We start from the raw sequence: 12626 nt of genomic DNA on the forward strand, positions 1-12626 counted from the left end.
GGTCAGCGGCGGTAGCCGGCCATGCGCTCGAGGCGGGCGACCCGCTCGGACGTGGGCGGATGCGTGGAGAACAGGCGGCCGAAGCCCGAGCCGCTGAACGGGTTCGCGATCATCATGTGGGAGGCCGAGGTGAGGCGGCTGTTCTCGGGGAGCGGAAGCCTGCGGGCACCCATCTCGATCTTGCGGAGCGCCGAGGCCAGGGCGAGCGGGTCACCCGTGAGCCTGGCGCCCGATTCGTCGGCCTGGAACTCTCTCGTGCGGGAGATCGCCATCTGCACCATCCCGGCCGCCACCGGTCCGAGCACCATCATCAGCAGCGCGCCCACGAAGCCCGGCCCCTCGTCATCGTCCGAACCACCGAAGAACACCGCCACGTAGCTGATCCACGTGATCATCGTGGCCAGCGCGCCGGCGACGGAGGAGATGAGGATGTCCCGGTTGTACACGTGTGACAGCTCGTGCCCGATCACTCCGCGCAGTTCGGCCTCGTCGAGCAGCTTGGTCAGGCCGTACGTCACGCACACCGCTGCCTGGCGCGGGCTCCTGCCGGTCGCGAACGCGTTCGGCTGCACTGTCGGCGAGATGTACAGGCGCGGCATCGGCTGGCGAGCCTCGGTGGAGAGCTCCCGCACGATCCGGTAGAGGGTGGGCTGCTCCACCTCGCTGACCGGCCTGGCGCGCATGGCTGACAGGGCGATGCGGTCGGAGAAGAAATAGGCGACTCCGTTGCTCACCAGGGCGAGCACGAACGCGAACTGCGCACCGGCGCCGCCGCCCAACCACGCGCCCACCGCGACGATCAGCGCCGACATGCCACCCAGCAGGATGGCCGTGCGCAGGCCGTTGTGGTGCAAGGTTCCCCCCTTCGTGGTCTGGGTTCACCACGTCCAACGACCACGACCCGGTCCTTCGTTCCCCAGCCGCTGCCCGCCGTACTCAACTATGGGCGGAGCGCGACCTTCTCGTTCGCTTCATGGCCGCGTGTCTCAGCCGAAGGCGGAAAGTGAGGTCATGTCCAGGACCAGTTGAGGGGCGATCGAGAACAGCACGGCCACCCCCAGGGCGAGGCCGATGGCCAGCCACGTCGTGGGCGTCGGGCGGCGCTGGGCGAGGACCGGACCCGTGGCGGGGGTGAAGAGGCGGGCGGTCCAGACGGCGTAGTAGTAGAGGCCGATCACGGTGTTGACGGCCATGATCAGGGCCAGCCAGCCCGAGCCGCCCTCCACGATCTCGCGGAACACGAACACCTTGGCGAAGAGCCCAGCCAGACCCGGGGGGAGGCCGGCGAGGCAGACCAGGCAGAACGCCAGCGCGAGCCCCGCGGCAGGGCGGCGGAACACCAGGCCCCGGTAGTCGTCGAGCTCGTTGCGGGCGGCGGTCCTGGAGACGAGCAGGACCACCGCGAACGCGCCGAGGTTCATGGCGGCGTAGATGATCAGGTACGCCATGGAGGTGCCGACCGCGCCGGTCATCGGGAGGCCGGCCGAGGTGGGCCCGGTTCCGGCCGGAGCTTGGAGTGCGGTGGTCGCCCCGGCGAGCCGGGGCGACGGGCTCTGCGCCGCCGCCACCGCCAGCGGTGCCAGGATGTAGCCGGACTGGGCGACGGAGGACCAGGCCAGCAGGCGTACGGCGGAGCGTTGGCGCATGGCCAGCAGATTTCCCACGGTCATGGTCAGCGCGGCGATGACAGCGACGATGGGCGCCCAGGTGGCGACCTGGCCGGACAGCCCGGCGACCAGTACGAGGATCAACCCGGCGAACCCGGCCGCCTTGGAGATCACCGACAGCAGCGCGGCCACGGGGACGGGGGCGCCCTGGTAAACGTCGGCCGCCCAGGAGTGGAACGGCACCGCGGCGATCTTGAAGGCGAACCCCGCCACCACGAGCACGACCCCGACCGAGACGACGGCAGGCAGGCTCTGGGCGGTCGCCTGGGCCGCGGTCTCCGCCAGACCCGGCGCTGGGGCCTGACTGCTGAAGACGGCCCCCAGACGGGACAGGTAAACCGTGCCCGCGATGCCGTACAAGAGCGAGACACCGAACAGCATGACGGCGGTCGACACGACCGAAACCACGAAGAGCTTCACGGCGGCCTCGGAGGCCCGGCCGTCGTAGCGCTTCAGGGCGGTGAGGGCGAAGACCGGGAGCGAGACCAGCTCAAGCGCCACCACGAGCATGATCAGGTCTCGGGAGGCGGGCAGGGTCACCGCGCCGACGAGGGTGCAAAGGAGGAGGAAGTACCACTCGCCCACCGGGATGCCGCCGGCCGCCAGCTCGGTCATCGACATCAGTACGACCACCACGGCCGCGACCAGCACCATGCCGGCGAACACCAGCGTGAACCCGTCCGCCACGAAGGAGCACAGCCTGGTTGGGCCGGCCAGGTCGGCCGGGACGCAGAACGTCGACTGCGGCGGGCCGCCCCTGATCGCCTGGGCGACGACGAAGGCCAGCGCAACCAGGACGCCTGCCAGGGTGACCAGCCCCAGCACGGTCTGCGTACGGGGGCGGGGTGGGAGGAACGCGTCCAGCAGCAGCACCAGAGCGGCCACCAGGGCGAGCACCAGCGGGGGTGCGATCACGAAGTAGTCGATCTGCTGGATCATGAGACGGCTCCCAGCAGGGTCTGCACGGCCGGTGTGGTGAGCGACAGGAGGAGGCCGGGCCAGAGCCCGAAGAGCAGGATCAAGGCCACCAGAGGCGTCCAGGCCAGCAGCTCGTAGCTCCTGATGTCGTCCGTCGCCGGCCGTGGTGCGCCCCCACGGCCGGGATCATGCGGGATCGCCGCGTCGCCGCTGGACGGATCGGGGTGGTGTGAAGACGTGCGGCCTTGCACAGGACCGGCATCGCCCAGGCGCACGTGGTCGCCGCCGGACGGTTCGATGCGGTCCGATGGCGTTCCTGGGGCAAGAGGCTCGCTGTAGGGCTCCAGAGTGGCCGTCGCCGAGCGGCTCGCCGGTGCGCCGAGGGGTACGACGGCACGCTCGTCCAGTGTCGCGCTCTCCTGTTCGCCCAAGAAGGCGTTGCTCGTCCCGGGGCGGCCGTGGGTCACGCGGGACAACATGACCAGGAAGTACGCGGCCGTCAGGACCGCCCCCAGACCCCCGATCGCCATGTACGTCAGGAACAGCCCGCGGGGCAGCCCGTTCGCCGGCTGGAACGCCCCGAACAGCGCCAGCATCTCCCCCCAGAACCCGGCCAGCCCGGGCAGCCCCAGCGAGGCGATCGCCGCGAACGTGAGCACCGAGCCCAGCCTCGGCAGCGTCGTCAGCATGCCGCCGCCCAGGGACGGTATGTCGGCGGTGTGGTACCGGTCCTTGATCGCCCCGGCCAGGAAGAACAGCAGGCCGGTGATGAGGCCGTGGGCGACGTTCGCGAAGAGGGCGCCGTTGATGCCGACCGGGGTCAGCGTGGCGAACCCCAGCAGGACGAAGCCCATGTGACCGACGGACGAGTAGGCGATCATGCGTTTGAGGTCACGCTGAGCAAGGCAAGCCAGAGCGCCATAGATGATGCCCACCACGGCGAACGCGCCGAGCCACGGCGCCACCGCCATCGCGCCCTCGGGAAGGATGGGGATGGCGATTCTGGCGAAGCCGTACGTGCCCATCTTCAGCAGCACCCCGGCGAGCAGCACCGAGCCGACGGTGGGGGCTTCGGTGTGGGCGTCGGGCAGCCAGGTGTGCAGAGGCCACATGGGGGTCTTCACCGCCAGGCCGATGCCGATCGCCACGAACGCCAGAATCTGCACGGACCTGGCCATACCGGCGCCGTGGGCCGCGCTCAGCGCCTCGATGTCGAGCGTGCCGGTCTGGGCCCACACGAGCAGCAGGCCGAGCAGCATCACGACCGAGCCGAGCAGCGTGTACAGGATGAACTTGACCGACGCCGCCCGACGCCCCTCGCCGCCCCAGATGCCGATCACGAAGTACATCGGGACGAGGACGATCTCGAAGAACACGAAGAAGAGCAGCAGGTCGAGGGCCAGAAACGTACCGATCATGCCTACTTCGAGCACCAGCAGCGTGAACACCAGCGCCCTCGGCCGCGCCCGCACGAACCCCTTCCGCGCGGCGCCCCAGCACAAATAGACGAAGCACAGGAACGTCAGCAGCGCGGTCAGCACGATCAGCGGCAGCGAGATCCCGTCGACGCCGAGGTGGAAGCGGAGCCCCAAGCCGGGGATCCACTCCTGGTCGACCTCGAACTGGGGCCGCGCGGCCCGCGAGTAGTCGAAGGTCGCCGCCATCAGCACGGCCAGCGCCAGCGTCAGGCCGGACAGGCTCAGTCCGTACGTGTGCAGCAGCGGCCGGAGGCGGTGCGGCGCGAAGAGGAGCAGGAGGGCACCGAGGAGCGGCACGGCCAGCAGCGCGACGGAGAGCCAGGCCATCATGCGAGCACCCCCACCTCTGCCCCGAGGCAAGACCGGGCTGTCATGCGAACACCACCGCCCCCACCGCGATCAGCAGGACACCGGCCAGCACGCCGGTCACGTAGAGCTGGACATTGCCGTTCTGGGCGAGCCGCAGCACTCCGGACAATCCGCGCGCCGACCTGCCGGACGCGCGCACCGCCCCGTCCACGACCACGTCGTCCGTCCGCACCGTGAGCCTGGCCAGGGCCAGGACCGGGCGTGCGAACAGCGCGGCGTAGAGGCCGTCCACGTAGAACGCCCGCTCGCACGGCCCCCGCAACGGGCCCAGCAGGCGGGCCGGGTCGGCGACGGGGTCGATGCGCCAGAACGCGTACACCACCCCGGCGCCGAGCGCGGCGAGCAGGACGCTGACGGCGGCCATGCCGAGGTCCAGGTGCAACTCCCCCGCGAAGCCCAGCAGCAGGGCGGGGACGGCGAGGACGACGACGGGCACGAGCATCGTGCGGGGGGCTTCGGTGACGTCCACGACGTGGGCCGTACCGGGCTCCGGCTCCGGGAGGGCCACGACCCGCGCCGCGCCGAAGAACGTGCGCAGCCAGGCTCTGGTGGCGTACGCGCCGGTGACGGCCACGGTCGCGAGCGCGCAGCCGTACAGGAGGAGCGCGGCCGCGTCCGTCAGGCTGCCGGTGGACAGCGCGCGGTCCATGGCCAGCAGGATGCCGTCCTTGCTGAAGAAGCCGCTGGCCGGAGGGATGCCCATCAGAGCGGCGAAACCTATCGTCATCGTCACGAACGTCACCGGCAGCTCGCGGCGCAGGCCGCCCATCTGGGTCATCAGGTTGGAGCCGACGTGGTGGATCACCGCGCCCGCGCACAGGAACAGCAGGGCCTTGAACGCGCCGTGCGTCAGCAGGTGGAAGATGGCCGCCGTGTCCGAGCCCGCGGCCAGGCCGCCCGCCATGTACGCGAGCTGGCTGATCGTGGAGTAGGCGAGCACCCGTTTCAGGTCGTCCTGGGCCAACGCGGCCAGCGCGGCGCCCAGCATCCCCAGGGCCGCGACGACGGCCAGCACGTCGAGCGTGGGCCGGGCCGCGACGAACGCGGGGAACAGCCTGGCCACGATGAAGATCCCGGCGGCGACCATGGTCGCGGCGTGGATCAGCGCGCTGATCGGCGTGGGGCCCGCCATGGCGTCGGGGAGCCAGGTGTGCAGCGGGACCTGCGCGCTCTTGCCCGCCACGCCGGCCAGCAGGAGCATCGTGGCGGTCACGAGCGTGGCCGCGGACATCTCCGGCACTTTCCCCAGCACATCGCTGATCCGGAAACTGCCTGCCGCGAGGCCGAGCACGAAGATGCCGAAGAGGAAGCCGACGTCGCCCAGGCGGGTGACGAGGAACGCCTTGACCGCCGCGCGCGAATTGCCCCGGTCTTCCCACCAGTGGCCGATGAGGAGGTACGAGCAGAGGCCCATGATCTCCCAGCCCACGTAGAGGACCAGGAGGTCGCCCGCGTAGACCACCAGGAGCATGGCGCTGGTGAACAGGCTGATGAACGCGCTGTAGGAGGGGTAGCGCGGGTCGTCTCCGAGGTAGCCGACGGAGTAGATCTGCACGGCCAGGGCGACGATGGTGACCAGGACGCCGAGGACGCTCGACAGGTTGTCGGCCTGGAGGGTGAGCGTGATCGGGACGCCGCCGGTGACGATGGTGCCGTACGTCTGGCCTGTGGGTGGGGAGGTGGTCGCGCCGTGCAGGTAGGCGAGGCCCGGGCCCCAGGCGAGCCAACCCGCCAGGATCGCCGAGAGGGTGGTCGGGAGGATCGCGATCCAGGCTGCCCGGGTGTTGGCCCGGCGGTCTGCTGCCGCCTTGGCTGTTTCGGCTGCTCTGGGTGATCCGGGCGTGCTGGAGGTCGGCGTGGTGGGGGGCTTGGGTTCGGGGGGTGCGGATCCGGGGGTGGGTGTGGCGTGGCTCTCGGACCCGGCGGGTTCACTCGCGGTGGCCTTGGGCGGGGGTTTTGCGAGTTCGGAGGCGGGCGCCGTTGGGTGGAGGGCCTCGGGGGCGGGTGTCTTGGGGGGCGATGTCGGGATGCGCCCTCCCCCGCCGCCGTCCTCGTCGGAGGGGCGGGCCTGGTGGGGCCAGCGGGAGAGCAGCAGGCCGGCCGCGGCAGCGACGAAAGGTAGGAGCACGGCGATGAGCGGGAATGTCGTCACAGCGTGCCACCTCGTTTGACGGGCTGGTCGCCCCCACGGCCGCCTTCGGTCTGCGCGCGCCCTGTCCGATCCGTCTCGCTTGACCCGTCCTGTTGGGTTGAGCCTTGGAGGGACGTCTGGGTGTGATGATGCTCGTTGGGTTCTGGGGTGCCGTCCACGCGGCGCTTGGTGGAGTCAGCCTTGTTGGCGAGGACTGTGGCGGGCTCGGGGGTGCGCTCCGGGGCGATGGAGTTGCCTCGTACGGGTGCCGTTGTCGAGTGCGCGTCGCCGTCGGGAGCGTCGCCGTCGGGAGCGTCGGCGGAGGACTCGCCGGTGGAGGGCTCGTCGGTGGGTTCGGCCAGGTCGCGGAGGTGGTCGATGTCGACGGTGCGGCGGTTGCGGTACAGCGCCAGCACGATCGCGAGCCCCAGGCCCACCTCGGCGGCCGCAATGACGATGACGAACAGCGTTAGGACCTGGCCGCTGTGCAGGCGGTCGGCCAGCCACACGTCGAAGGCCACCAGGTTGAGGTTGACGGCGTTGAGCATCAGCTCGACCGACATCAGCACGAGGATCGTGTTGCGCCGGGCGAGCACGCCGTACACGCCGATGGAGAACAGGAGCGCGGAGACGACAGCCGGGTAGACGATGTGCACTAATGACCCCCGGTCCGGTCGGGCACCGGGTTGTCCCGGGTGCTGAGGGGCGACGGGCTGGCCTCCGTCCGGGCCGGCGAGCTTTCCCCGACCTCAGTGGATGGTGACCTACCCCCCGTACGCGTGCCTCCCCCAGCCGATGACTGCTGAGGCGCCGGGTCGCTCCCGGTCTCGGGGGCCGGTGAATCAGTGGCGCCCGGCCGGTCGGGCGCCGGGTCGCTCCCGGTCTCGGGGGCCGGTGAATCAGTGGTGTCCGGCTGGTCGGGTGGCGTGCTGCTCCCGGTCGGGGCGGGTGATGAGCCGCCGGGGATGTCCGTACGGGACAGCACGATGGCGCCGATCAGGGCGGCGAGCAGGAGCACGGACAGCGCCTCGAACGGCAGCACCCAGGTGGCGAACACACTGGCGCCCAATTCCTTGGCCGCACCATGGCCGGGAGTCAGCGGTGTGTAGGCGGCGTGGAATCCGTCGATCACCACCGTGACGAGGATGGCTGCCGTCGCCACCGCCACCAGGGCTGCGACCAGGCGATTGCCGCTGTCCAGGTCTGGGGAGCGACCGATGGGGGCCCGGGTGAGCATGATGCCGAACAGCAGCAGCACAACCACCGCGCCCACGTAGATCAACACCTGGACCCAGGCCACGAACTCGGCGGTCAGGACGAGATAGCCGCCCGCCAGGGCGCCGAAGGACACCACGAGCCAGAGGGCGGCGTGGACGAGTTGTCTGGTCGTGACGACAAGCAGCGCCGATCCAACCGCTACCGCGCCCAGCAGCAAGAAGACGATCTCTTGCCCGGTGGGTGACAGGTAGGAGGGCACCGCTTCGGTCACGACTCCTCCTCGGACTCCCTTGTGTCGTCAGGGCCGAGCCGCCCGGGCGGTCGGATGGACCGTGGATCGGCCATCCTGCGCCTGCGGGGGCTCGCGGCAGAAGTCTGCTCCTCCGGCCCGGGCTCCGGTTGCGGGGCGCCCGAGGCTGTGGACAACTTTTCTGGGGGCGGCTGTCCTGTGGATGAAGCCTGCCCCGGGGGTGGCTCCACCGCGGCGGGATCGGTGGTGGTCGCCTCGCCGGTGGCGGGTGTCTCGCCCATGGTGGACGTCTCGCCGATGGTGGACGTCTCACCGGTGGCAGGTGTCTCGCCCGTGGCGGGTGTCTCGCCCGTGGTGGATGCCTCGCCGGAGGTGGGCGTCTCGCCGACTTCTACGGAGGGCGTCTCGCCGGTTTCCGGGGAAGACAGAGCGGTCGTCGGCTCGCTGTCCGCTGTGTTGTCTTCCTTTGTGGTGCGAGGTGCGGCCGTCTTGCCCTCTTCTGTTGGGCGCGATGTGGTCGGCCGGCCGCCTGCCGTCGAGGCGGTGGAGCCCGGCGCGCCGGCGTTCGTCTCACCTGGTGTGGGCGGGCGGTCGTCCTGAGCGCGGGATGGGAGTGCGCCTGGGGGACGGATTCCCCGTACGTTCTGGATCGTGCGGCGTGGGCGTCCACCTGGCGTGTGTGACGTAGCAGCGGCGGGGCCTGATCCGGGCGTGCTCGCGGTGGGCTCGCCGTCCTGGGCGCCGGTTCCAGGTGCCGTCGCCGAGGTGCCGGGGGCGCCGGATTCGGGCGTCGTCCCAGGGGCGGCAGTTTCCGGCGGTGTTGCGGGGACGCCTGCTGGGCGCTCTGTTTGCGTTGCTCCTGTTGTGGACTCCGGGCCCTTTGCTCCCTCTTGCCCGGCATCCGGGGCGGGCCTTGTGTCGCTTGTTCCGGCTGCCGGTGCTGCTGCCGCGGGCCGGGTGGATGGTTCTGCGCCTGCCGTACCTCTGGGCGGTGGTGCCGTACGAGGTGTGCGCGCGGCCGCTGGGCGGCGCGGGGCGGCGGTGAGCTCCTTCGGGGGCTCGGCGCCCGGGTCGTGGGCCGGCGGCAGGGGGACCGTCTGGGTCCAGGCGGCCAGCTTGTCCTTCTCATGAATGAGGTTGCGGATGTCGCCTTCCGCGTACTCGAACTCCGGAGACCAGAAGAGGGCGTCGAAGGGGCATACCTCGATGCATATGCCGCAGTACATGCACAGGCTGAAGTCGATGGCGAAGCGGTCGAGGACGTTCCGCTGGCGGGGGCGGCCACCCTCGGGGGCCGGGATCGTCTCCTTGTGCGAGTCGATGTAGATGCACCAGTCGGGGCACTCTCGGGCACAGAGCATGCAAGAGGTGCAGTTTTCCTCAACCAGGGCGATAACGCCGCGGCTGCGGGGCGGGAGGGCAGGCTTGACCTCGGGATACTGCTGTGTCACCGATTTGCGCAGCATGTGGCGCAGGGTGATGGACAGCCCCTTCGCTAGCCCGACTCCTGGTATCCGCCCCATGCTTCAATATCATGACGCAATTGGCCCCGCAGGCAAATGAGTGGGGACACTGTCCCCAGTTTTCCACAGCCGTCCACAGGTTGACGGGGAGTTATCCACAAGCTGTGTGCATGCCCGGTATGAACCGTGGCGGGGCGATAGTCTCTCGGCCATGCAGCAGAGCCATCAGGTCCGTCCCGGTGGCGGGGCGTGGGCGGCCGCCATCGTGTGGGCCTGCCTGCCCTTGTTCACGTGCGGGCTGGCGACCCCGTTCACCATCGGGTTCGCCGCGTTCTGGCTACGGAGCATCTTGCAGGTCTTCGCGGCGTCCGTCTATCTGGTCTCCATCGGGTCGTTCGTGATCGCGGCGCTGGCGTACGAAACCTACGAGGACATTCCCCAGCCACTGTCCTTGCTGGTCTCGCTGGGGCTGATCGTCAGTTGGCTCGGTGGAGTTGTTCACTCGGGGATTCTGGTGCCGAAGATGGCACGGACGACTCGGCTTCGCCTGCACGGGCCGGTGCATCCGCTGCACACGGATCTGCACCAGAGGACGACCTCGCCCTCCTACCCGCGTGGGCACCGGGAGCCTGGCCCCTATCAGCAGCGTCCCGGCCCCGCCGAGACGCACCGGCCGCGTCCTTCCTCCGCCGAGACGCACCGGCCGCGCTCTTCCTCCGCCGAGACGTACCAGCGGCGTCCTTCCTCCGCCGAGACCCGGCAATCGCGTCCCGGTCCTGCTGAGAGCTATCGGAGTCGTCCGGGCGAGCCCGATTCGCGCCGGCGGCGTCCTGGAGAGCCCGAGTGGATCGGGCAGTATCGGGTGCTCCAGTCGCTCGGGCGCGGTGGGCAGGGGGCGGTTTATCTGGCCGTGGGGCCCACCGGGGCGCGGGTGGCCGTGAAGGTGCTGCACGATCTTGTCGACGAGATGGCGCGGGCCAGGTTCGCGCGGGAGGTGGACACGGCTCGGCGGGTGGCGACGTTTTCCACAGCCCGCGTGCTCGACGTGAACATCTCCGGGCAGCATGCCTACATTGTCAGCGAATACGTGGATGGGCCGTCGCTGGAGCAGCTCGTCAAGAAGCACGGGCCGCGGGATGAGGACAGTCTGACCCGGCTGGCGTTATCCACAGCCGGGGCGCTGGCGGCTATCCACAAGGCGGGGATCGTGCATCGTGATTTCAAGCCGAGCAATGTGCTGATCGGGAGCGACGGGCCGCGGGTGATCGACTTCGGGATCGCCCGGGCGCTGGATCAGGTGACGATGACGTCGGGGAAGATGGTCGGGACGCCGCCGTACATGTCGCCTGAGCAGCTGACGGGGGAGACTGTGGGGCCGGCTTCCGATGTGTTCAGCTGGGCTGTGACGATGATGTTCGCGGCTACGGGGCGGCCTGCGTTCGGGGAGGACACTGTGCCTGCTGTGTTCAACCGGGTGCTGACGTTACATCCGGACCTGTCGCCGTTGCCGCCTGCTTTGCGGGTGATTGTGGGGTCGTGTCTTAACAAGAGCCCGGAGGATCGGCCTTCGGCGTCTGATGTGATGCTGGCGATCGTGCACTGAGGTGTGCTGCCCAGGGGTCGACGGTGGCTTTCTGAATGAGGACAGGTCGGTTGGCTTCACCCCGTGAACACGCCGAGCGCACGGGCGGGTGCCGTTGCGATGTGTTCTCCGGCTGGTTGGGCGCGCCTGGAGTGGGCCTGTCCGGCAGCTGATCTTGGGGGCTCAGCGTGCACTGGGCTGGGCGCGGGCGAGTGCTGTGGTTCTTGGCGCGTCATGCGCATGGACTGGTAGTTGGTGATCTCGGGGAACGCAGCGTGCGCCGGGCTGGGCGCGGGCGAATGCTGTGGTTCTTGGCCCGCCGACCAAGTACGCCTGAAGGGGGCAGCGGGGCACGTCAGGCAAGGGCCGAAGGCCGCGAGGAAACCTCGGACAAGACCCGGGCCGTGGCCAAGACGGCCCTGCACCGGCTGCTGGGCCCGGCTCGGCTACGACCGCGCCCGGGTGCTGCTCGACAAGTACGCAGGACTCCACCTCCGCCGACTCCGGCACAGCGCCGCCACCCACCTCGGCGACGCCGAAGTTCCGCTCCAGCTCATCAGGGACAAGACCCGGCACAAGAGCCATGCGCTACGTCGAACCCGGCGCCGAAGCCCCCGCTGCCCCCTTCTTGGGTCAGGGGGTGGCTTGCTTGGTGGTTCGCGTGAGGTTGAGGTATTCCTCGCGGGAGATGCGGTGTACGGCGAGGGCGAGGTTGTGGCGGTTGGTGAAGGACTGGGCGTGTCCGGGGAGCCAGGGGCCCGGGAGGTGGTGGAGGGGGCGGCCGGTTCGGTCGAGGATGAAGAGGCCGGTGAGGGTGTCGTACTGGTAGAGGAGCAGGCTGAAGGCCTCGCCTGGGGCTTCGCCTATTCGCAGGGTGGCGGTGGTCTCCGCGCCGTGGCGGATCTGGAGTTTGCCGGAGGAGTTCGCCTTGAGGTACGGCCCGCGGCCTGAGGAGGCCAGGATGGCACCTCTTCGTATTTGCCAGCGGCTGATGCGTCCGAACGCGGGGCGCAGGATCAGCAGGGCGGGGCTGAAGGCGACCATCAGCCATTTGGCTTCGAGCATTTCCAGGACGAACCGGCCTATTGAGGAGACAGCGCGCCAGGCGGCCCACATTCCCAGAGATGCCAGGTACGCCATGAGCACCACGCCTGCGATTCCCGCGCAAATGGCCACCGGTTTGTGCCATTTGCGCGGGAATGACGGTCGGAGACCCCGGAGGCGTTGCCAGCCGGGAGCGCGGCTTGCCAGGACCGTGCGTACGTGACCCTCAGGGTGGGAGCGGGCGTCCAGCAACGGGACGCCCGCTCTCTGCAAGAAAAGGTCCAGGTCGGGCTGGTGCCATTCGCCCGGCAGGTCGAGCAGGACCAGGCCGTCCGCGTCCAGGGCCGCCACGCCTTGCACGGGTTGGTGCCTGCCGGTTTTGGCGGTGGCCTGCCGGCAGTTGTAGTGGTACAGGCTCGCGGGTGTCACGTGTACGGAATGGCCTGAAACATTGTCGGTGACGACCAAGGTTCGGCCGTGGAACGTCAGGACGGTATCCGGGCGGA

General features: G+C 69.7%; 9 protein-coding genes and 2 pseudogenes. 3 read left to right on the top strand and 8 right to left on the bottom strand.

All coding sequences use genetic code 11. The features are described 5' to 3' along the window. Nucleotides 1-2: 2 nt before the first annotated feature. The 6 genes and pseudogenes from htpX to ABZS69_RS42015 form a co-directional block, all read right to left on the bottom strand. Nucleotides 3-854, bottom strand: coding sequence for a zinc metalloprotease HtpX (htpX, locus tag ABZS69_RS41990; RefSeq protein ID WP_355382271.1), 852 nt, complete (start codon nucleotides 852-854; stop codon nucleotides 3-5). A 132-nt stretch (nucleotides 855-986) separates the two neighbouring features. Then, nucleotides 987-2606 (bottom strand): NADH-quinone oxidoreductase subunit N, encoded by a 1620-nt coding sequence (locus tag ABZS69_RS41995; protein WP_355382274.1) that lies wholly within the window; start codon nucleotides 2604-2606, stop codon nucleotides 987-989. Beyond that, a complete protein-coding gene (locus ABZS69_RS42000) occupies nucleotides 2603-4393 on the bottom strand; it encodes an NADH-quinone oxidoreductase subunit M (RefSeq protein WP_355382277.1) in 1791 nt (596 codons plus the stop codon). The genes ABZS69_RS41995 and ABZS69_RS42000 overlap by 4 nt, the downstream gene beginning before the upstream one ends. Nucleotides 4394-4433: 40 nt before the next feature. Then, a complete protein-coding gene (locus ABZS69_RS42005) occupies nucleotides 4434-6584 on the bottom strand; it encodes an NADH-quinone oxidoreductase subunit L (protein ID WP_355382280.1) in 2151 nt (716 codons plus the stop codon). Between the two features lie 332 nt (nucleotides 6585-6916). Further along, nucleotides 6917-7219 (bottom strand): annotated as a pseudogene (nuoK, locus tag ABZS69_RS42010) (NADH-quinone oxidoreductase subunit NuoK); the annotation flags it as partial. Then, entirely contained in the window at nucleotides 7219-8052 is an 834-nt protein-coding gene (locus tag ABZS69_RS42015) for an NADH-quinone oxidoreductase subunit J (protein ID WP_355382283.1), read from the bottom strand. The gene ABZS69_RS42015 and the pseudogene nuoK, both read right to left, overlap by 1 nt. Nucleotides 8053-8310: 258 nt before the next feature. Between ABZS69_RS42015 and ABZS69_RS42020 the strand changes: the two genes are divergently transcribed. Continuing rightward, on the top strand, nucleotides 8311-8631 hold the full coding sequence (locus ABZS69_RS42020; RefSeq protein WP_355382506.1) for a hypothetical protein: 321 nt from the start codon (nucleotides 8311-8313) through the stop codon (nucleotides 8629-8631). A gap of 322 nt (nucleotides 8632-8953) precedes the next feature. Next, the gene (locus ABZS69_RS42025; protein ID WP_355382509.1) at nucleotides 8954-9076 is read left to right on the top strand and encodes a hypothetical protein; all 123 of its coding nucleotides are present in this window, start codon (nucleotides 8954-8956) and stop codon (nucleotides 9074-9076) included. Between the two features lie 139 nt (nucleotides 9077-9215). Here the strand turns inward: ABZS69_RS42025 and ABZS69_RS42030 are convergent. Then, nucleotides 9216-9554: pseudogene (locus ABZS69_RS42030) on the bottom strand (4Fe-4S binding protein); the annotation flags it as partial. Nucleotides 9555-9705: 151 nt separating this feature from the next. On the opposite strand from ABZS69_RS42030, the gene ABZS69_RS42035 reads away from it, so the two are divergent. After that, nucleotides 9706-11097 carry a protein kinase gene (locus ABZS69_RS42035; RefSeq protein ID WP_355382286.1) on the top strand — a complete coding sequence of 464 codons (1392 nt, stop codon included), beginning with the start codon at nucleotides 9706-9708 and terminating at the stop codon, nucleotides 11095-11097. Nucleotides 11098-11709: 612 nt separating this feature from the next. Here the strand turns inward: ABZS69_RS42035 and ABZS69_RS42040 are convergent. Further along, nucleotides 11710-12549, bottom strand: coding sequence for a hypothetical protein (locus tag ABZS69_RS42040; RefSeq protein ID WP_355382289.1), 840 nt, complete (start codon nucleotides 12547-12549; stop codon nucleotides 11710-11712). Between the last annotated feature and the right edge of the window lie 77 nt (nucleotides 12550-12626).

The organism is Nonomuraea sp. NPDC005650, assembly GCF_040605375.1.
Classification (GTDB): domain Bacteria; phylum Actinomycetota; class Actinomycetes; order Streptosporangiales; family Streptosporangiaceae; genus Nonomuraea.

What these genes read in the sequence shown, in the direction of transcription:
- ABZS69_RS41995 (WP_355382274.1), bottom strand. Translation starts at nt 2,606, where the DNA reads ATGATCCAGCAGATCGACTACTTCGTGATCGCACCCCCGCTGGTGCTC.
- ABZS69_RS42000 (WP_355382277.1), bottom strand. Translation starts at nt 4,393, where the DNA reads ATGATGGCCTGGCTCTCCGTCGCGCTGCTGGCCGTGCCGCTCCTCGGT.
- ABZS69_RS42020 (WP_355382506.1), top strand. Translation starts at nt 8,311, where the DNA reads ATGGTGGACGTCTCGCCGATGGTGGACGTCTCACCGGTGGCAGGTGTC.
- ABZS69_RS42035 (WP_355382286.1), top strand. Translation starts at nt 9,706, where the DNA reads ATGCAGCAGAGCCATCAGGTCCGTCCCGGTGGCGGGGCGTGGGCGGCC.